The 19,649-nt window shown below is 71.1% G+C and carries 18 protein-coding genes and 1 pseudogene; 7 read left to right on the top strand and 12 right to left on the bottom strand.

Annotation, left to right across the window (positions count from 1 at the left end; translation table 11 throughout):
• Positions 1-90: 90 nt before the first annotated feature.
• Genes FHR33_RS45220 through FHR33_RS45195 form a run of 6 tightly spaced genes read right to left on the bottom strand, consistent with a single transcriptional unit; the run spans position 91 to position 6,701 of the window.
• Positions 91-1,083, bottom strand: coding sequence for an N-acetylglucosamine kinase (locus FHR33_RS45220; protein ID WP_183661572.1), 993 nt, complete (start codon positions 1,081-1,083; stop codon positions 91-93).
• On the bottom strand, positions 1,080-2,342 hold the full coding sequence (locus FHR33_RS45215) for a 6-phospho-beta-glucosidase (protein WP_183661570.1): 1,263 nt from the start codon (positions 2,340-2,342) through the stop codon (positions 1,080-1,082). Before FHR33_RS45215 ends, FHR33_RS45220 begins: the two co-directional genes overlap by 4 nt.
• Complete coding sequence (locus FHR33_RS45210; RefSeq protein WP_183661568.1) at positions 2,339-3,226, bottom strand: carbohydrate ABC transporter permease; 888 nt, start codon at positions 3,224-3,226, stop codon at positions 2,339-2,341. Before FHR33_RS45210 ends, FHR33_RS45215 begins: the two co-directional genes overlap by 4 nt.
• A complete protein-coding gene (locus FHR33_RS45205) occupies positions 3,223-4,143 on the bottom strand; it encodes a carbohydrate ABC transporter permease (RefSeq protein ID WP_183661565.1) in 921 nt (306 codons plus the stop codon). Before FHR33_RS45205 ends, FHR33_RS45210 begins: the two co-directional genes overlap by 4 nt.
• On the bottom strand, positions 4,140-5,483 hold the full coding sequence (locus FHR33_RS45200) for an extracellular solute-binding protein (RefSeq protein ID WP_183661563.1): 1,344 nt from the start codon (positions 5,481-5,483) through the stop codon (positions 4,140-4,142). Before FHR33_RS45200 ends, FHR33_RS45205 begins: the two co-directional genes overlap by 4 nt.
• An 18-nt stretch (positions 5,484-5,501) precedes the next feature.
• On the bottom strand, positions 5,502-6,701 hold the full coding sequence (locus tag FHR33_RS45195) for an ROK family transcriptional regulator (protein WP_183661561.1): 1,200 nt from the start codon (positions 6,699-6,701) through the stop codon (positions 5,502-5,504).
• 252 nt (positions 6,702-6,953) lie between these two features.
• Here FHR33_RS45195 and FHR33_RS45190 point away from each other — a divergent pair, with 252 nt between their 5' ends.
• From FHR33_RS45190 to FHR33_RS45175, 4 genes are all read left to right on the top strand, one after another.
• A complete protein-coding gene (locus FHR33_RS45190; RefSeq protein WP_312896069.1) occupies positions 6,954-9,116 on the top strand; it encodes a HelD family protein in 2,163 nt (720 codons plus the stop codon).
• Between the two features lie 497 nt (positions 9,117-9,613).
• Complete coding sequence (lnt, locus tag FHR33_RS45185) at positions 9,614-11,149, top strand: apolipoprotein N-acyltransferase (protein ID WP_312896068.1); 1,536 nt, start codon at positions 9,614-9,616, stop codon at positions 11,147-11,149.
• Positions 11,149-11,895 (top strand): polyprenol monophosphomannose synthase, encoded by a 747-nt coding sequence (locus tag FHR33_RS45180; protein ID WP_183662295.1) that lies wholly within the window; start codon positions 11,149-11,151, stop codon positions 11,893-11,895. The genes lnt and FHR33_RS45180 overlap by 1 nt, the downstream gene beginning before the upstream one ends.
• Positions 11,896-11,964: 69 nt before the next feature.
• Positions 11,965-12,456, top strand: coding sequence for an FxsA family protein (locus FHR33_RS45175; protein WP_183661559.1), 492 nt, complete (start codon positions 11,965-11,967; stop codon positions 12,454-12,456).
• Positions 12,457-12,575: 119 nt separating this feature from the next.
• Here the strand turns inward: FHR33_RS45175 and FHR33_RS45170 are convergent, their stop codons facing one another.
• Complete coding sequence (locus FHR33_RS45170) at positions 12,576-12,920, bottom strand: RNA polymerase-binding protein RbpA (protein WP_183661557.1); 345 nt, start codon at positions 12,918-12,920, stop codon at positions 12,576-12,578.
• Between the two features lie 320 nt (positions 12,921-13,240).
• Between FHR33_RS45170 and FHR33_RS45165 the strand changes: the two genes are divergently transcribed.
• Positions 13,241-13,396, top strand: coding sequence for a hypothetical protein (locus FHR33_RS45165; RefSeq protein WP_183661556.1), 156 nt, complete (start codon positions 13,241-13,243; stop codon positions 13,394-13,396).
• A 63-nt stretch (positions 13,397-13,459) separates the two neighbouring features.
• Here the strand turns inward: FHR33_RS45165 and FHR33_RS45160 are convergent, their stop codons facing one another.
• On the bottom strand, positions 13,460-13,702 hold the full coding sequence (locus tag FHR33_RS45160; RefSeq protein ID WP_183661555.1) for a DUF2188 domain-containing protein: 243 nt from the start codon (positions 13,700-13,702) through the stop codon (positions 13,460-13,462).
• Between the two features lie 107 nt (positions 13,703-13,809).
• Complete coding sequence (locus FHR33_RS45155; RefSeq protein ID WP_183661554.1) at positions 13,810-14,445, bottom strand: hypothetical protein; 636 nt, start codon at positions 14,443-14,445, stop codon at positions 13,810-13,812.
• Between the two features lie 180 nt (positions 14,446-14,625).
• Between FHR33_RS45155 and FHR33_RS53030 the strand changes: the two are divergent.
• Positions 14,626-15,933: pseudogene (locus FHR33_RS53030) on the top strand (histidine kinase); the annotation flags it as partial.
• A 429-nt stretch (positions 15,934-16,362) separates the two neighbouring features.
• On the opposite strand, the gene FHR33_RS45150 reads toward FHR33_RS53030, so the two are convergent.
• The gene (locus tag FHR33_RS45150) at positions 16,363-16,971 is read right to left on the bottom strand and encodes a response regulator transcription factor (protein WP_183661553.1); all 609 of its coding nucleotides are present in this window, start codon (positions 16,969-16,971) and stop codon (positions 16,363-16,365) included.
• 75 nt (positions 16,972-17,046) lie between these two features.
• Here FHR33_RS45150 and FHR33_RS45145 point away from each other — a divergent pair, with 75 nt between their 5' ends.
• A complete protein-coding gene (locus FHR33_RS45145) occupies positions 17,047-17,532 on the top strand; it encodes a winged helix-turn-helix transcriptional regulator (protein ID WP_221242559.1) in 486 nt (161 codons plus the stop codon).
• Between the two features lie 6 nt (positions 17,533-17,538).
• On the opposite strand, the gene FHR33_RS45140 is transcribed toward FHR33_RS45145, so the two are convergent.
• Both FHR33_RS45140 and FHR33_RS45135 read right to left on the bottom strand, forming a co-directional pair.
• Positions 17,539-18,264: a Mut7-C RNAse domain-containing protein gene (locus FHR33_RS45140; protein WP_183661552.1), complete on the bottom strand. Its 726-nt coding sequence runs from the start codon at positions 18,262-18,264 to the stop codon at positions 17,539-17,541.
• A 15-nt stretch (positions 18,265-18,279) separates the two neighbouring features.
• A complete protein-coding gene (locus tag FHR33_RS45135) occupies positions 18,280-19,644 on the bottom strand; it encodes an MFS transporter (protein ID WP_183661550.1) in 1,365 nt (454 codons plus the stop codon).
• Positions 19,645-19,649 lie beyond the last annotated feature (5 nt).

Genomic DNA, 19,649 nt, shown 5'->3' with positions numbered 1-19,649 from the left:
CCCGCCGTCCCGCCCGCGCGGCGCGCCCGGTGGCCCTGGCGGCTTCACTCCGACTCCTGGTCTGCTGGAGATGGCTTGCTGGAGAAGAGGTCAGAGCAGGTCGCCGAAGTGCCCGCGCAGGCGGGCCTTGGCCTCCTCGTCGGCGCCGATCCTGTCCAGGCCGTTGAGCGCGGCCCCCGCGATCGGCGGAAGGTCGGCCACGACCACCTTGGCCTGCGGCGCCCGCGCCGTGAACCGCTGGTCGAGCAGCTCGCTCAGCAGCGGGTCGCGGGCGCGCAGCACGCCGCCGCCGAGCACCACCTCCGTCGGCGTCTCCAGCAGCTCCAGACGGCGCAGGCAGACCTCCGCCAGCAGCACGATCTCCTCGGCCATCCGCTCCACCAGCGACCTGGCGATCGGATCCCCCGCCGCGGCCACCTCGAACAGCCTGGGGGTGAGGCCGTGCAGGCTCGACTGGTCCAGCTCGCCGAAGTGCAGGGCGAGCGAGACCTCCTCGACGGTGGCGGTGCCGAAGTGCTCGGTGACCAGCGCGGCGAGGGCGGTGGGGCCGCCTCTGCCGTCCTCGGCCCTGACGGCGTGCCAGAGCGCCTCCTCGGCCAGGCCGAGCCCGCCGCCCCAGTCGCCGCTGACCTTGCCGAGCGCGGGGAACCTGGCCACCCGGCCGCTGGGGGAGACCCCGACGGCGTTGACCCCCGCCCCGCACACCACCGCCACGCCCCAGGGGCCCGACGCGCCCGCGCGCAGCAGCGCGAAGGTGTCGTTGCCCACCACGACGTCGGAGGCGAAGCCGCGTGCGGTGAACTCCTCGCGCAGCGCCTCCTCCTCCCTCGGCAGGTCCGCGCCGGCCAGGTAGGCCGACAGCAGGTCACCGTACGGCGCGGCGGGCGTGGTGCCGATGGCCCGCGCCAGGGGGCCGAGCGCCTGCCGTACCGCCTCCTCCACGACGTCGGCGGCCGCCGACACGCCCGCGCTCTGCGGCAGGAAACCTCCTCCGCGGCCGGTGGCGAGGACGGTGCCGTCCTCGGCCACCAGCGCCACGTCGGTCTTGCTGTTGCCGCCGTCGACCGCGAGCACGGTCCTCACGCCGACACCACCCACGGCAGGTGCGCCCTGTTGGCCTCGAGCAGCAGGCGCGTCAGCTCGCCCGCGACGGCCTCCTGGCCGATCAGCGGGTGCGCCAGCAGCGCGTTGCGTACCCTGTCGGCCCCGCCCTGCACGGCCGCCTCGAGGGCCAGGCTCTCGTAGGCCGACACGTTCGCGATCAGGCCCGCGTACAGCGGCTCCACGGCGGGCACCGGCAGCGGCGCGGCTCCCGCCGACCCCACGACGGCGGGCACCTCGATGACCGCCTCGTCGGGCAGGAACGGCAGCGTGCCCGCGTTGCGCACGTTCACCACCTGGGTGTCGCCCCTGTCGCCGAGCAGAGAGGCGATGAGCGCGACCGCGGCCTCGGAGTAGAACGCGCCGCCCCGCTTCTCCAGCAGCGCGGGCTTGGTGTCGACGGCAGGGTCGGCGTACAGCTTCAGCAGCTCGGCCTCCATCGCCGCCACCTCCGCCGCGCGCGACGGCTTGGCCCGCTGCTCCTCGACCACCAGGTCGTGGGCGTAGAAGTAGCGCAGGTAGTACGACGGCACCACGCCGAGCCTGGTCACCAGCTCGAGAGGCAACCCGATGTCGTCGGCGATCGCCCGGCCGTGCTCGGCGAGCAGCTGGGGCAGCACGTCCACTCCGTCGACGGCGACGGAGCGCTCCCACGTCAGGTGGTTGAGCCCGACGTGGCCGAGCGAGACGCGCGAGGGTTCGACCCCCAGGTGCCCGGCGAAGCGGCGCTGGAAGCCGATGGCCACGTTGCACAGCCCGATCGCCCTGTGCCCCGCGTCGAGCAGGGCGCGGGTCACGATGCCGACCGGGTTGGTGAAGTCCACGATCCACGCCTCAGGCGCGTGCCTGCGCACCTTCTCTGCCAGCCCCAGCACCACGGGGACGGTCCGCAGCGCCTTGGCCAGGCCGCCCGCGCCCGTGGTCTCCTGCCCGACGCACCCGCACTGCGTCGGTAGCGTCTCGTCCACGTTGCGCGCGGCCTGCCCGCCCACTCTGAGCTGGAACAGCACCGCCTGCGCGCCCTCCACGCCCTCCTGCACGGAGGTGGTGGCGACGACCTTCGCGCCGTGCCCCGCGCGGGCCAGCATCCTGCGCGAGAGGCCCGCCACCAGCTCCAGGCGGGAACGGTCCGGATCCACCAGCGCGATCTCGGTGAGCGGCAGCTCGTCCCTCAGGCGCGCGAACCCGTCGATCAGCTCGGGCGTGTACGTCGAGCCGCCCCCGACAACGGCGAGTTTCAACCTTTTACTCCTGTCAACGTGACGCCCTCGATGAAGACTCTCTGGGCGAAGAAGAACACGATGATCACCGGTGCGGTCACCAGCAGGGTGGCCGCCATGGTGAGGTTCCACTGGACGCTGTGGAAGGCCTTGAACGTCGACAGGCCCAGCGAGAGCGTCCAGTTGTCCTGGTTGATCCAGGTGTAGAGCAGCGGGCCGTAGTAGTCGTTCCAGCAGTAGAAGAACTGGAACAGCGCCACCGCGGCGATCGCCGGCCTGGCCATGGGCAGGATCACCCTGACCAGGGTCCTGAAGTCGGAGCACCCGTCGACCCTGGCCGCGTCGGTGTACTCACGCGGGATGGTCAGCAGGAACTGGCGGAGCAGGAAGATCGAGAACGCGTCGCCCAGCAGCATGGGCAGGATGAGCGGCCACAGCGTCTCGGTGAGCCCGAACCTGGCCCAGATCAGATAGATCGGCACCGCGACGACCTGGGGCGGCAGCATCATCGTCGTGATGACCAGCAGGAAGGCCAGCTTGCGCCCCCTGAAGCGGAACCTCGCCAGCGCGTACGCGACGGGGATCGACGAGACGAGCATGAACAGCGTGCCGAGCCCCGCGTACATCAGCGTGTTCAGCGTCCAGGTCAGCAGGTGCGACTTCGCGAAGACGTCGGCGAAGTTCGACCAGTTCCACGACTCGGGCCACAAGTTGGTGGTCAGCGCCTGCTCGTCGGTCATCAGCGCGGTCAGCCCGACCAGGACCACGGGCCCGGCGAACATGATCGCCAGCGCCACCGCGATGGCGTGGGTGGCGATCCAGTGCAGGACCCTGCGCCGTCTCGCCCCCGTGGCGGGCGCGGGCAGCGCCCTGGAGCGGCGGGGCGCGGTCAGCGTGGTGCTCAAGAGTGGACCTCCTCGGCCTTGCGGAACTGGCGGAGCAGGATCAGCGTGAAGATCATCGAGGTGGCGAACAGCAGCAGCGCCAGTACCGAGCCGTAGCCCATGTTGGAGTCGCGGAAGGCGGCGTGGAAGAACCACTGCGGCAGCGTGAGCAGCGACCCCTCCGGATAGCCGGGGGTGAAGGAGCTGCCCGCCGAGTCGGTGGCGCCAGAGGCGACCCTGGAGGCGATCATCGCCTGCGTGAAGTACTGCAGCGCGTAGATGACGGCCGTGACAAGGGAGAACATCAGCACCGGCGCGATGGTCGGCAGCGTGATGCTCCTGAACTGCCGCCACGCTCCCGCGCCGTCGATGGCCGCGGCCTCGTACATGTGCTTGGGCACGTCGAGCAGGGCCGCCAGGAAGATCACCATGGTGTTGCCGCAGCCCCACACCGCCAGCGCGGTCAGGCTCGGCTTGGACCACGAGGGGTCGCCGAACCAGTCGGGACCCGCGATCCCGACCCACGACAGGATCTGGTTGACCGGGCCCACCGGGTTGAGCAGGAAGACGAAGGCGACGGTCCCCGCCACCATCGGCACCAGCGTCGGCAGGTAGAACAGGGTGCGGAAGAATCCCACCCCCGTCTTCAGCTTGGTGAGCAGCTGCGCGACGCCGATGGAGAAGACCACCTGCGCGGGCACCATGAAGACCACCAGCCACAGGGTGTTCTTGGCCGAGACCCAGACCCGGTCGTCCTGCAGCAGGTAGCGCCAGTTGTCCAGGCCGACGAACTCCAGCGTGAACATGTTGTAGTTGGTGAAGGAGAAGTAGACGGTCGACGCCAGCGGGTAGGCGAAGAAGATCGAGAAACCCGCTATCCACGGGGAGAGCCACAGGAGGGCCCGCAGGCCCTCCCGCCGCTTCGGCCTGGCTCTCATCCGCCCGACAGCTTCAGCTTGTCGTTGATGCGCTTGTCGACGCCCTTCAGCCCCGCGTCGAGGTCCTTGACCGCGCCCTTCTCCCAGGTGACCAGGAAGGTCGAGAGGGAGTCCTGGTTGAAGACGCTGTTGACCGACGCGGGCAGCGTGCTCGTCTTCGGGTGGGCGAAGATGTCGAGGAAGGTCTTGAAGTTGGCGTCGGCGGCCAGCCGGGGAGACTCCATCGCCGCCTTGGTGGTGGGCACGTTGCGCAGTGCGTTGGACAGCGTCACCAGGCTGTCGGTGTCGGTGGTCAGGTGCTTGATCAGCTCCCACGCGTGCTGCGGGTTCTTGGCGCCCTTCGGCACGCCGATGACGGTGCCCGCGGTGAAGCCGCTGCCGTACAGGTCGGGCTTGTCGTCGGCGACGGGCAGCGGGGCGGTGCCGTAGTCGAGCGACTTGGCCTTGGAGTCGTTGGCGATCATGGCGTTGCGCCACTCGCCGTCGACGATCATCGCGACCTTGCCCTTGAAGAACGGGTGCGCCGAGCCCCACTCGTCGCCGAGGCTGCGGCGGAACTTCTCTAGGTTGGCGTAGCCGTACCAGTCGACGAGCTCCTTCTGCCAGGTCAGCAGCTGCTTCCAGGCGGGGTCGGAGCCGATGGCGGAGGTGCCGTCGTCGTTGTACCACTTGGCGCCGACCATGGGGGCCAGGTGGGAGGGGGAGTTCTCGTAGTACTGGAAGCTGGAGATGAAGCCGGCCACCTTGATCGTGCCGTCGGGGTCCCTGACCGTCAGCTCCTTGGTCAGCCTGGTCAGCTCCGAGAGCGTCTTGGGCGGCTCGTTCCCCTTCATCAGGGCCTTGTTGTAGAACATGCCGTAGGCGTCGGCCAGCAGCGGCATCATGCAGCGCTTGCCCTCGAACTCGGTGTAGGAGCGCGAGGCCGCAGGCAGCACCGACAGGTCGATGCCGTCCTGCTTGACGACCGCCGTGAGGTCTTGGAACGCTCCCGTCTTGCACCACAGCGCGACGTTGTCGGTGGTGAAGGAGGCCGCCACGTCGGGCGCCTTGCCGCTGCGGATGGCCTGGGTGATCTGGTCGTCCTGGACGGCCTTGGTGGTCTTGACGGTGATCTGCGGGAACTTCTTGTTGAAGCCCGCGATCGCCTCCTCGAAGGCCTTGACCTCGGCGTCGGTCTGGAAGCCGTGCCAGAGCTCGATGGTGGCGGCGGGCAGGGCCTGCGAGGCCGAGCCCGAGGGCTTGGGCTGGGCGCCGAGCGAGGGCGGCGCCTCCTTGCCCGCCGTACACGCGGTCAGCGCAAGAACGGTGAGTCCTGCGACCGCAAGGGGGACGAAACGCACGGGGGTGCCTCCTGCAATCTAAGCGGTGGGGACGGTGGAGCTGAAGACCTCTTCACGGACGGCGTCGAGGGCGAGGTCGAGGGCGCCGGCCAGCACCGGGTTGCCCTCGACGGTCGACAGCCGCACGTGCGGCCTGGGGATGGTGAGCGCGTGGAGTTCGTGCTCGATGAGCTCGCGCAGGCTCTCGCCGCCGGACAGCACGATGCCGCCGGTGAGCACGACGAGGCCGGGGTCGAGCACGGAGGTGATGGCGGCGAGGCCCACGGCGATCCTGGCGGCGATGTCGCGCAGGCCCGCGCGGGCGTCGTCGGCCTTCTTGCCGCTGCCCGCCGCGGTTCGCACGGCGGCGGCGACGGCCTGGCGGAAGTCGGTGCCGCGCACGCCGTACGAGCGCAGCAGCTTGAGCACGGCGGGGCCGCCGGTGAGCGCCTGGTAGCCGTGGTTGGCGTAGAGACCCGCCTCGCGCGCGGTCGGCGCGCCAGGGGTGGGCATGTAGCCGACCTCGCCCGCGCCGCCCGTCGCGCCGCGGTGCATGCGCCCGCCGAGGACGACGGCCGAGCCGATGCCCTCGTCGGCCCACAGCAGGACGAAGTCCTGGTGGTCGCGGGCGGCGCCGTGGGCCTGCTCGGCCACCGCCACGAGGTTGACGTTGTTCTCGACGTCGACGGCCACGCCGAGCCCCTCGCTCAGCGTGGGCACGAGGTTGGGGATCTGCCAGCCGGGCATGTCCTTGGCCGTGGCGTAGCCGAGGCGGCCCGTCGTGGGGTCGATCGCGGCCTGCACGCCGATCACCACCCTGCGCAGCGGGCCTGGCGAGCCCGCGCCGTCCAGGGCGCCGCGCAGCCTGTCGATCAGCCCGTCGCTGGGGCGGCGGGAGGTGGGCAGGGTGTACGTGCCGACGACCTGACCGGTGATGTCGGCGACGCACGCCTCGATACGGCCGGGGGTGACGTCGAGCGCGGCGACGTAGGCGGCGTCGGGGTTGATCCGGTAGAGCTCGGCCGTACGGCCGGGCAGACCCTCCCTGATGCCGTCGAGCACCACGAGACCCGCCTCCTGCAGCCTGGACAGCAGCTGCGAGGCCGTGGGCTTGGACAGCCCGGTGAGAGTGCCGATCTCGGGCCGGGTCAGCGGCCCCCGGTCCAGCAGCACCTGCAGAGCGGCGCGGTCGTTGATCGCGCGCAGCAGGCTGGGTGTTCCAGGAACCGGACCGTTCACTCGTGACTCCCACTGAGTTAGGAAACTTTCCTAACTCACAATGGACGGCAAAGCGCCATAGAGTCAAGCGGTGAAATGAAGACGTGATGTCAGCGGCTCGACGGACCTGATAAGGTTGCGATTTGTTGCCACAACAGTCAGAAAGGCCCGGAGCGTCCCATTACTACCAACACTAACGGTTCGACGGAGGCTCGTCAAACCGAGCTGGCCAGAGAGCAACGCTACGTCTCCCGGCTCTACGAGCGGCTCGACGTGCTGCGCGAGCGCACGCAGAAGCAGCTCAAGGAGGTGCTGGCCGCCGGCGCGGTCGGCACACAGCAGAACAGGTCCGAGCGCGACTCCTTCGCCGGCATGTACGCCGCCAGGCTGGCCAGGTTGTGGGCCGTCGAGCGCGGCCTGGTCTTCGGCCGCCTCGACCACACCGAGGAGGGCCGACTCTACATCGGCAAGCTTGGCCTGAGCGACGACGAGCAGGACAGGCTGCTGATCGACTGGCGCGCGCCCGTCGCCCAGCCCTTCTACCGCGCCACGCCGACCGCCCCCATGGGGGTCACCCGCCGCCGCCACCTGCAGACGCGCGGCCGCGAGGTGATCGGCGTCGACGACGACCTGCTCGACCTCGACGGGCTCAGCGACGACGACAGGGCCACGCTGAACGGCGAGGCCGCGCTGCTGGCCGCCCTCGACGAGAAGCGCACCGGCAGGATGCGCGACATCGTGGCGACCATCCAGTCGGAACAGGACCGCGTCATCCGCGCCGACCTCAACGGCGTGCTGGTGGTCCAGGGCGGTCCCGGCACCGGCAAGACCGTCGTCGCCCTGCACCGCGCCGCCTATCTCCTCTACACCCACAGGGAGCGGCTCGAGCGCCGCGGCGTGCTCATCCTCGGCCCCGGGCTCACCTTCCTGCGCTACATCGAGCAGGTCCTGCCCTCGCTCGGCGAGACCGACGTCATGCTGTCCACGGTGGGCGAGCTCTACCCGGGCGTCAGCGCCACCCGCAGGGACCGCCCCGAGGTCGCCGCGATCAAGGGCGACGTGCGCATGGTGGAGGTGATCGCGCGAGCGGTGAGGGACAGGCAGCGGGTGCCGCGCCAGCCGATCGAGCTCCCGCTCGGCCGCCAGCGGCTCACCATCGACCGCTCGATGATGGAGAACGCCAAGAACAAGGCCGCCCGCTCGAGGCGCAGCCACAACCAGGCGCGCTCGGTCTTCGTGCGCTCCCTGCTCAACGCCCTGGCCAGGCAGCTGGCCAAGAAGCTCGGCAAAGGCCTCATCGACGACGACGAGCTCGCCGACCTGCGCGAGGAGTTGCGCACCGAGCCGGTCGTCAAGAGCGCGCTCAACAGGCTGTGGCCCTACCTGACGCCGCAGCGGCTGCTGATCGGCCTGTACGGCTCGCCCGAGCGTCTCGACTACGCGGCGGGCAACCTCAGCCGCGAGGAGCGCGCCCTGCTGCTGCGCACGTCCACCGAGTGGACGGAGGCCGACGTGCCGCTGCTGGACGAGGCCGCCGAGCTGCTCGGCGACATCGACGAGCAGGTGCTGAGGGCCACCGCGATGCAGGCGGAGGAGGAGCTGGCCGCCGCCCGCGCCGCGGAGGAGCGGGAGAAGGAGTCGGAGCTCGCCTACGCCCGCGAGGTGCTGGAGCTGACGGGCCTGTCGGACATCATGGACGCCGAACGCCTCGCCGAGCGGCAGCGCGGCGACCAGCCGTACCTGACGACGGCGGAGAGGGCCGCGGCCGACCGCACGTGGGCCTTCGGCCACGTGATCGTCGACGAGGCGCAGGAGCTGTCGCCCATGGCGTGGCGGGCGGTGATGAGGCGCTGCCCGACCAGGTCCATGACGATCGTCGGCGACATCGCCCAGACCGGCTCCAGCGCCGGCGCCCGCTCATGGGGGCAGGCGCTCGACCCCTACGTGGCGGGGCGCTGGCGCGAGGAGACCCTCACCATCAACTACCGCACCCCGGTCGAGCTGATGGAGCTGGCGCAGCGGGTGCTGGCCTCCATCGACCCCGCGCTCCAGGCCCCCACCTCGGTGCGCGAGAGCGGCGCGGTGCCGTGGGCCGCGCCGCTGGACCGGCTGCCCGAGCTGGTGCTGAGGGAGACCGAGCACGGCGGGCGGGTCGCCGTCCTCGGGCCCGACGTGCTGCTCGACAAGCTCGCCGACCAGATCGGCGGCGTCACGGGACGAGGCGTGCTCGAGGCCTCCGTCGCGGTGCTCGGCGTCGCCGAGGCGAAGGGGCTGGAGTTCGACTCGGTGATCGTCGCCGAGCCAGCCATGATCCTCGAGCAGTCGCCGCGCGGCGCGAGCGATCTCTACGTGGCGCTCACCCGGGCCACCCAGCGACTGGGCGTCGTCCATGATATGGAGCTGCCCGAGTCACTGGGCGGACTCGCGGGGAGTTAGGGCATTAGACTGGCCTCGCCGAGCATGTCCTACCTGCGAAAACTTGAGGTTTCCGCTGATCGGGACACGGTTGACATCTGAGTTGGAGTCGGTAGTTTGCTGCCCAGTCCAGCACGGGACTTGGCCGGTTGGCCGTCTCTGACATCGTCGGATCCTGCGTCCGTGACGGAGCGTGACTTCGTCCATACAGCCAGGTGCAGGGCCGTCGGTCCGTCGAGTCGGGGCACCCCAACCGGGCGGGGGGTTGGACCCGGGACGGGCCCGGTCGCCCAGTAGACAACGGAACTCCGCGCTCGCCGCCGACGAGACGGATCCGGTCCGAAGGGTTTCCGGGCCCTCTTCCCGCTCCCGTGCGCTCGGATCACACCGCTAGCGGGTGATCCCCTGGCCTCCGTCTGCCAAGGGATCACCCCGCCAGCGTGTGCCCTTTGGGGGTCGGCCACCTCGGGCGGTAGCGTTTCCGCAAGCAGCAGCTGATCGCGAGGAGAACCCCGGCCGTGGTGCAGGAGAAGCAGGGCGCCGTGACGCCGCCCCCCGCGCCGGTCGGCGCGTCAGGCGGGCGGCTGTGGGCCAGGTCCGCCGCGGCCGTCGCCGGCGGGCTGCTGCTGTTTCTCGCCTTCCCGCCGCTCGGCTGGTGGCTGTGCGCGCCTGCCGGCATCACCCTGATCGTCCTCAGCCTGTACGGCACGCGCCCCCGCCGCGCCGCCTGGCTCGGCTACCTCGCCGCCCTCGTCTTCCTGCTGCCCGCGCTGGCCTGGGTCCGCCCGATCGGCGTGGACGCCTGGCTGGCCCTGGTCGCCGTCGAAAGCCTCTTCTACGCCGCCATGGCCGCTCTGGCCGCTCTGGTGTTCACGTTGCCCGCCTGGCCGCTGTGGTTCGGCGCGCTGTGGGTGGCCATGGAGTGGGCGCGCGGCCTGTTCCCCGTCGGCGGCTTCCCCTGGGCCAGGGTGGCCTTCAGCCAGGGCGAGAGCCTGTTCACCGGCTACGCCGCGCTCGGCGGCGTGCCGCTGGTCTCCTTCGCCGTCACCCTGTGCGGGGCGCTGGTCGCCTGCGCCGTGCTGCGGCCGCGCAGGCTCGTGCCGCTGGCGCTCGCGCTGGCGCTGCCGCTGCTGACCTTCGCCATCCCGCGACCCGGCGACGAGGGCAGGACGGTCAACGTCGGCATCGTGCAGGGCGACGTGCCGGGGGAGGGGATGTACGCGCTGGGCGACGAGCCCGCGATCGTGCTGCGCAACCACGCCAACGGCACCCACGCGCTGGCCAAGGCCGCCCGCGAGGGCACGCTGCCCAAGCCCGACCTGGTGGTGCTCCCCGAGAACTCCACCGACATCGACCCCTACCGCGACGCGACCGCCAGGCAGATCATCGACGACTCCGTCAAGGACGTCGGGGTGCCCACGCTGGTCGGCGCGGTGGTGGCGATCGGCGAGGCCAACCGCGCCACCCGCAGCCTGGTGTGGGACCCGGTCACCGGCCCCGGCGCCTACTACGACAAGCAGCAGCTGGTGCCCTTCGGCGAGTACACCCCGTTCAAGGAGATCTTCCTGGCCCTGTTCGAGCGGGCCAACCTGGTCGGCAGGCAGTCGGTGGCGGGCGACAAGCCGGGCGCCCTCCGCATGGGGCCGGTCACCATCGGCGCGGTCAACTGCTACGAGGTGGCCTTCGACTGGGTCGTCCGGCAGGCCGTCCGCGCGGGCGGCACGCCGCTGGTCGTGCAGACCAACAACGCCACCTACGCGCTGTCGAACCTGCCCCCGCAGCAGCTGGCCATGTCGCAGCTGCGGGCCGTCGAGCACAACAGGGCGGTCGTCACCGCCGCGACAACGGGGATCTCCGCCTATGTCACGCCAGAAGGTAGGGTCGCCTGGCAGACAAAGGAGCGCGTCGCCGACATGAACGTGGTTCAGGTCCCGGTGCGCACCCGGACGACGATCGCCACGCGACTGGGCGCGGCGCCGGAGTGGGCTTTGATGGTGTTGGGAGTGGCCGCGATCGGCGCGGCCGTGTGGCGTCGCAGGGGAGCGAACCGATGATGGAGCACACGCTCGGCCGGGTCCTCGTCGTCGTCCCCACCTACAACGAGCGGCAGAACCTGCCGCTGATCACCGAGCGGGTCCGCAAGGCCCTGCCGGGCGCGCACCTGCTGATCGCCGACGACAACAGCCCCGACGGCACGGGCGAGCTCGCCGACTCGCTGGCCGCCGCCGACGACCACGTCCACGTGCTGCACAGGCCGGGCAAGGAGGGGCTGGGCGCCGCCTACATCGCCGCCTTCCGCTGGGGCATGGCCGAGGGCTTCGACGTCCTGGTGGAGATGGACGCCGACGGCTCGCACCAGCCCGAGGAACTGCCCAAGCTGCTCGACGCGCTGTCCGAGGGAGCCGACCTGGTCATCGGCTCGCGCTGGGTGCCGGGCGGCAAGATCGTCAACTGGCCCGCCCACCGCCAGTTCCTCTCGCGCGGCGCCAACGTCTACACCCGGCTGATGCTCGGGCTGCCCGTCCGCGACGCCACCGCGGGATTCCGCGTCTACCGCGCGGCCGCCCTGGAGAAGATCGGGCTGGCCAACGTCGAGTCACAGGGCTACTGCTTCCAGGTCGACCTCACGCTGCGCACCACCAGGCACGGGCTGCGCGTGACCGAGGTGCCGATCACCTTCGTCGAGCGGGCCCACGGGGCCAGCAAGATGAGCAGGAAGGTCATCTCCGAGGCGCTCTGGCGGGTGAGCGTGTGGGGCGTCACGGGGCTGCCCTCCAGGCTGCGCCGCCGCAGGGGCTAGGAACGTCCGAGCCCCGCCGGGCGTTGTTATCTTTGGCAATGCGGTCCGCCTGCGCGAATGAGGAAAACGATGGTCCGGCTCCTGCTCTTTCTGGCCTTCCTGGTCGTCCCCGTCCTGGAGATCTGGCTGCTCATCCAGGTCGGCTCGGTGATCGGAGGCTGGGCCACGGTCGGGCTGCTGCTCGCCGACAGCCTGCTCGGCGCCTGGATCGTCCGCCGCGAGGGCCGCAGGGCTTGGCGCAGCCTGCAGAGTGCCCTGCAGACCGGCAGGATGCCCGACAGGGAGCTGGCCGACGGCGGGCTCATCCTGGTGGGCGGCGCGCTGCTGCTGACCCCTGGCTTCGTCACCGACATCCTCGGCTTCGCGTGCGTGCTGCCGTTCACGCGGCCGTTCATGCGCCGGCTGGGATCGTGGTTCTTCGCCAAGCGGGTCAAGGCGATGGCGGCGGCTTCGCCGTACGCGCATCTCGGGGTGCCCTTCCAGCGCGCCGACGACGCCGGTGCGGCGCCCGCGCCGGGCACCAGCAAGGTGGTGCACGGCGAGGTCCTGCGCGAGGACTGAGCCTCCTCGCGGCCTCCTCACGGTTGCGCCCCGAGGCGCGCGTGACGTCTCGCCCCGAGGCAACGCAAAACGCCCCGGACCGGGCAGGTCCGGGGCGCTCCAGCGTCACCGTGTGGAGGTCAGGCGCTCTTGCGTCGCTGTGCGCGAAGGATCGCCAGCCTCTCGTTGAGCACCTCTTCCAGGTCCTCGATGGACCGCCGCTCGAGCAGCATGTCCCAGTGCGTCCGCGGGGGCTTCGCCTTCTTGGCCTCCGGCAGCTCACCGTCCACGCGAACCGCGGTCGCGCCGCACATGCGGCACTCCCACGTAGCGGGGATCTCTGCCTCGGCTGCAAGCGGAACCTCGAAGCGATGCCCCTTCGAACAGGTGTAAGACACCTCCTGGCGCGGGGCCAGATCCGTGTTACGGTCGTTCTCGTAGCTGGTTGCCCCGAGCCTGGTGCCACGAAGTGCGCGCTCGCCCATGTTTAATAGCCTCCTACAGGGCCCCCATCGTGGGGGGTCTGTCTCCCACGGTGTCTAACGCTTGATACCGTGAGTGGATTCCCACCCAAGGCGTGATCCAATCGCGCTTTTTGCGATGAGAGCTCACGCCGGTGGTGTTCCTGGCCCACGAGCCCCCGCGCACACCCCTGTCGAGCAGGGCCGATTCGGGTCTCGCGCCCCTGTTTTCCCGCCCTCCTGAGAACTCGTGCGCCCTCGCGCGGCTCGCCCAGCCCGTTAGATCCGTCCAGGACGGGACAGGAGAGAGGCGTTCTGACGGAAGACGTACGGGAGGGGTGGCGATGTTCACGCGAGGCAGGCGGAGAGTGGCGCTCGGCGTGGCGGCGCTGGCGGCGCTGACCGGGTTGGTCACGGGCTGCGGAGGCGACGGCGACGACGACGGGGACGACCGTCCTGACGTGGTGAACACGGGCGACAACGACGGCGACGACGACTGACCCACGCGAAGCGGCTCCGCCGGCGCTCGTCCGAGCGCCGGCGGAGCCGCTTCCTTACACCTGTCAGCCCTTGGGCGGCACAGGGTCGTTGCCGGGGGCGATCGTCCGCTGGTCGCGGACCTTGCCGTCGGTGCCGTGGACGCGCAGCTCGCCGCCGCCGTCGCGCTGCAGGAGCTCGCTGGCCCGCTTGACCGCCTCCGCCTGGGTCTCCGCTGTGAACAGCGCCCGTTCGCCGTCCGGCCTGGTGACCGCCCAGCTGCCGTCGGGGCGCTGGACGACGTCTCTGGAGTTGGCCTGACCTGCCATGGGGGATTCACCCTTTCTGGGTCGTAACGGTGGGATGCCTCGCCTGCCCCTGTTTTCGGGGTTCAGTCCCGGACCGTCATGACGCCTCGGTGGACCCTGGGGGTGTCTCAGGCGGTGACGGTGACCTTGCCCCCGGCCTCGGCGCGGGTGGCGAGGTGGGTCCGGGCCAGGGCGAAGGCCAGCCACAGCCCGCCGATCGCGATCAGCGCGCCATGGGCGACGCGCAGGCCGTAGAGGGGCGCGAAGAACTGCGGGATGAACAGGGCGAACCCCACCGCCAGCGGCACGGCGCTCCACCTGGAGACGGTGCCTGAGCGCCAGACGGCGACCGCGGTCATGATCGCGCCGATGCCCAGCAGTCCGAGGCCGATCGCGAACATCGCGGCCGCCAGCGCGTCGTAGCGGAACTCGCCCGCCAGCTCCATCAGCTCGGGCGTGCCGTCGCGCAGGGCCCGCTCGGCGATGACGTTCAGGCCGAAGTCCTCCGCTCCGTAGTAAGGGAGTGTCAGGCCCGCGCCGATCCAGGTCACCACGGCGGCGCTCAGGGACAGCGGGTCCTTCAGCAGCTGGTGGACGCCGAGAGCGGCCAGACCGAGCAGGACGAAACCGATCATCGCGGCCAGGTGACCGAGGACCCAGGCGGTGGAGGAGATCGCCGCGGCGTCGTCACCGGAAGGACGGACGGCGGGATAGACGAGGAAGAGCAGGCCGGTCACGGCGTAGGTCGCGGGGGTGAGCTTCACGGGGGAGCACTCCAAGGGGGATCGTTGCTCTTGTGTGTGAGCAATGCTCTCTGGCGAGAGCGTTGATGTCAAGAGCGGTGCTCTCGAGAGGAGGTGGGTGCTCACAGGATCGCGGAGCGAGTCCGCGTCGGAGAAGTGCCAGAATCACCCCGTTGATATGCATTTTTCATAGGGGGGTGGATGGACGATCTCCAGCCGCGCCTGGCGCGCGCCCTCCTCTGGACGGTGCTCGCCCTTCTGTGGTGCGTCAGGGTCACCGGCGCGTGGACGGAGGGCGTCGCCTGGCCGGACATCGCGCGGATGGCCGGCGTCCAGGCCCTCATGCTCGCGGTCCTCGTCGCGGCCTGGCGCGGCGTGCCGTACTGGCTGGTGGCAGCGCAGGTGGCGCTCTGCTACCTGGCCTTCCTCGTCTTCGGCCACGCCTTCGCGCCCTCGCTGTGGATCGGGGCGGCGACCGTCCTGCTCGCCCTGCCGCCCAGGTTCGGCCGGCCGCTGGCCGCGCTGATGGCCGCCTCGGGCGGGCTGATCGGGCTCGTGGCGGGCGCCGGGCCGCTGATCGCGCTGTGGTACGTGTCGGTGACCGTCGACAACGGCCTGGTGGTCTTCGGCCTGGCCTCGCTCGCCGCGACGGTCGAGCGGCTCCACGCCGCCAGGAACGACCTGGCCGTGCAGGCGCTGGCGGCCGAGCGTGACCGCGTCCACAGGGACCTGGGACGTCGCCTGCACGACGATCTGACGGCCATCGGCTTCCTGGTCAGGAACGCCGACCTCGACGGCGCGGTCGAGCTGGCCAGAAGGACGCTGTCGGTGGTCCGCGCGCCCGTGCGCGAGGGGGCGGACGCGCCGGTCCCCGTGGAGTCGCCGGGAGTGGCGCGGCTCGTCCTGGTGGTCGTCCTGTCCGTCTACGCGTTCATCACCGAGCTGAACCTGCTCGCGTACGCGGGGCTGAGCCCGCCCCTGCTCGTCCTCACAGGCGCAGCCCTGGTGGTGATCGTCGTGCTGCACCTGCGCCCGCCCACCTTGGGGACACTGGCCGTCCTCGTCGTCCTGATGGCGGCGCTGGCGCCGTTCTCGCCCGAGTGGTGGGTCGGCATGGCGGGCTTCCTCGCGGGCCGCATCCTGCTCACCGTCCGCCCGCCGCGCTCGTGGGCCCTCGCCGCCGTCTTCCTGGCCGCCCAGGTGCCCCCGATCGGGCTGACCTACCGGGACCTGCCCACCGTCCTCTACGCGATCTTCGCCACCCTCGCCGTGGCCCTGTTCGTGTACGGCCTGAGCCGGTTGAGCGGCCTCGTGACGGCGCTGGAGGCGGCCAGGCGCGAGCTGGCGAGGAACGCGGTCTCCAGGGAGCGCGACAGGCTCGCCCGCGACCTGCACGACGTGCTGGGCTTCAGCCTGTCGGCCGTGGTGCTGAGGGGGGAGCTGGCGGCGCGGCTCAAGGACTCCGACCCCGAGCGGGCCGCCGCGCAGGCCGCGGCGCTGACGCCGCTGGTCGAGCGGGCGCGCCTGGAGCTCGCCTCCGTGACGGGCGATCAGGTACGGCTGTCGCTGGAGGAGGAACTGCCGGCCGTCCTGGCCACGCTGGCCGTGGTGGGAGTGCGGGCGGAGGTGACCGTCGCGCCCGCACTCCTCGCTCCCGAGGTGGACAGCGTGGTGGCGACGGCGCTGAGGGAGGGCGTGACCAACGTGCTCAGGCACAGCCGCGCGCGGCACTGCGAGATCGAGATCACCTCCACCCCCGGGCGGGTACGGCTGCGCGTCGCCAACGACGGCGTGGCGGCGGGCGGCGGACGGGCGGAGGGCAGCGCGCGAAGCGGGAGCGGCCTGGCGGGGCTGGCCGAACGGGCCCGCGGCGGCCTCAGGGCGGGTGTGGACGAGAGGGGCTGGTTCGAGCTGGTCGCGGAGTTCCCGACGGCGCCGTCACAGCCAGCCGGACTCCGTGGCGATGCGGATGGCGTCGACCCTGTTGCGGGCGCCCAGTTTCACGACGGCCGTGGTGAGGTAGTTGCGAACCGTGCCGTAGCTCAGGAACAGCCGCTCGGCGATCTCGGCCGGCTGTGCCCCCGTGGCCGACATCCGTAGCACCTCGCTCTCGCGCGGCGTGAGCGGGCTCTCTCCGGCCTCCAGCGCCGACAGCGCCAGCGCGGCGTCGATCACCCGCCCTCCCGCCGCGACCGTCCTGATGGCCGCCGCCAGCTCGCCTGGCTTCACGTCCTTGGGCAGGAAGCCCTGCACCCCTGCGGCCAGCGCCCGCCGTACCTGGCCCGGACGGTTGAGCGCGGTGAGGATCAGCGAGCGGCACGAGGGCAGCCGCTCACGCAGCAGCGCGGCGGCGCTGATGCCGTCGAGTGACGGCAGGTCGATGTCGATGACCGCGACGTCGGGCAGCCACGCCAGTGCCGCGGGCACGATCTCGTCGCCGGCCGAGACGCTCGCCACCACCTCGAGGTCGTCCTCCTGGGAGAGCAGTTCGGCCAGGGCCTCGCGCAGGATCTGCATGTCCTCGGCGAGAAGGACCTTCAGCGGCATGCTCTCATTGTGGCCTGCGTGCGGAGAGGCGTGGAACGCTTCGAGTTCACTTTAACAACTGACTATGCTGGGGTCATGAACAGGTTCGGGGAGATGCACTGCTCGATCGCTCAGGCGGTGGGGGTGATCGGCGAGCCGTGGACACCGCTGATCCTTCGCGACCTGTTCCTGGGCGTGCGCAGGTTCGACGAACTGGCGCAGGATCTCGGGATCTCCCGCAACCTGCTGACCGCAAGGCTTGAACGGCTGGTCGAGGCCGGGGTGGTCGAGCGCAGGCCCTACCAGGAGCGGCCGGTCCGCTACGAGTACCACCTGGCAGAGGCGGGGCGCGAGATCGTGCCCGCGCTGATCACGCTGATGGCGTGGGGCGACAAGTGGTCGACCCCGCCCGGCGGCCCTCCCGCGCTGCTGGTGCACTCCTGCGGGCAGCTGTTCACGCCCGTCGTGACCTGCCCGCACTGCGGCGGGGAGGCCGACGCCGACACCATCACCGTCGTCGGGGGACCCGGCGCAGCCCAGGGCCCCGGCACCATGGTGCTGGCGGCGCCCCGGGAAAGCTGACCCCGCTCACCCGCGACGCGCGGGCCGTACGGCCGCGGCCACGATGTGCTCGAGGCGGTGGGCATGGGCGCCGCGCCAGTAGACACGGCCGCACGCCGCGCAGCGCGCGAAGACGTCGTAGCTGTGGCGGGTGCCGGGCTCGAGCAGGGCTTCGACGTCCGCCTTGTCGACGGGCGACAGCTTGCCGTTGCACGCCGTGCATCTGGTCCATGGCGCCAGCGGCGGGGCGAACCGGTCGAGCACGTCGGCGAGCTGCTCGTCGGCGCGCTCCCCTCGCACGTAGGCGCCGAGCCACAGCGCCCTGCGGCGCAGCAGGCCGCGGTCTCTGGTCAGCAGCAGCCTCCGCTCGGCGTTGGCCCACCTGACCAGGGCGTCGTCGTCACGGTCGTTGTGATAGGCCGTGTCCACGCCGAGCAGGCGCAGCCGCCTGGCCAGCGTGCCGAGATGCACGTCGAGGAGGAAGCGCGGCGGTGCGATCGGCAGCGCCTGCGGCCGCGCCGCCGGCAACACCCCGACGACGTCGCCGTCGCGCGGCCGATGGGAGGGCGGCACCGGCCTGCCGTCGACGACGAGCATGCCGACCTCGGGCAGCGGGACACCGAGTGACTCGACCACGTGGCCGAGCGAGGAGGTGCCGTCGTAGGCCACGGGCACGCGCTCGCGCCGGTGCCGTGGCGCCAGGAACAGCCACAGGTCGGCGTCGAAGCGGATGCTCAGCTCCGGCCCTTCCATCCTCTCAGCATGCCATCACAGGCGTTCGGGCACCTCGTTGCCTGCCGCGCGGATCGCCTTGGGCAGATTGACGGCCGCCAGCAGCGCCCCTCCGAGCACGAAGAAGACGATCAGCGAGATGATGCCCAGCCGGTAGCTGTCGGTCAGCTGCAGCGCCATGCCGAGCGTGAAGGAGCCCAGGAACGTCGAGCCCTTGTCGCTGATCTCGTAGAGGCTGTAGTACTCGGCCTCCTTGCCGCGCGGGATCACGTGCGAGAACAGCGAACGCGACAGCGCCTGGGTGCCGCCCATGACGATCGCGATCGCGAACCCCAGGGCGAAGAAGGCCGTCGCCGACCCCTTGGGCAGGAAGTAGGCCACGCACACGACGCCCGTCCACGCCACCAGCGCCGCCAGCACCACCCGCTTGGCGCCGAAGGTCCTGGCCATCCTGCTCAGCAGCAGCGCGCCGCCGAAGGCGACGAACTGCACCATGAGGATCGCGCCGATCTGCACGGTCTGGGAGAGCTCAAGCTCCTTGTCGGCGAAGGTGGCCGAGAAGGAGATCACGGTCTGCACGCCGTCGTTGTAGAGCAGGTAGGCCACCAGGAAGGCCAGCGTGAGCGGGTAGCGGCGCAGCTCCATGGCGGTCCTGCCGAGCTGCCTGAAGCTGCCCGCCACCGCCTGGCCCGCGCTCTCGCCGCGGGCGGCCAGGCCGCGCCTGTTGCGCAGCCGCAGCAGCGGGATGATCGTGAACCCGCCCCACCACAGCCCCGCCGAGCTGAGCGCGATGCGCGCGGCGGTGCCCGAGTCGATGCCGAACGACTCGGCCCGCAGGAACAGCACCAGGTGGACGGCCAGCAGCAACCCGCCGCCGAGGTAGCCGAACCCCCACCCCATGCCGGAGACCCTGTCGCGCTCGGAGGGGGAGGCGATCTCGGGCAGGAAGGAGTTGTAGATGACGAACGCGCACGCGAACCCGATGTTGGCGACCAGGAACAGCGCGCCGCCCAGCAGGTAGCGCCCGTCGCCCGCGAACCAGAAGCACACCGTCGCCGCCGCGCCGAGCATGGCGAAGAAGCCCATGAGCTCCTTCTTGCGCCCCGTGTGGTCGGCCAGCGCTCCCGCGATCGGCATCAGCACGATCTGCAGCACCGCCGCCACGCCGACCACGAAGGAGTAGTAGGCGCTCGGCCGCACGTCGAAGCCGAGCACGTCCACGTAGGGAGCGCCGGCCGCCGCCGCCTCGGCGACGTCGGTGAGGTAGGGCCCCAGGAAGACCGTGAGCACCGTGGTCGGGAAGGCCGAGTTGGCCCAGTCGTACCAGTACCAGCCGCGCTGCTCACGGCGGCGCTCGGTGGGGGAGTCGTCGAAGACGGCAGGGGGGGTGGGAACTGCCAAGGGAG

Source organism: Nonomuraea dietziae, from assembly GCF_014195505.1.
Classification (GTDB): Bacteria; Actinomycetota; Actinomycetes; order Streptosporangiales; family Streptosporangiaceae; genus Nonomuraea; species Nonomuraea roseola.
The sequence above is the reverse complement of the archived record's forward strand: the minus strand, read 5'-3'. Positions and strand labels throughout refer to the sequence as shown.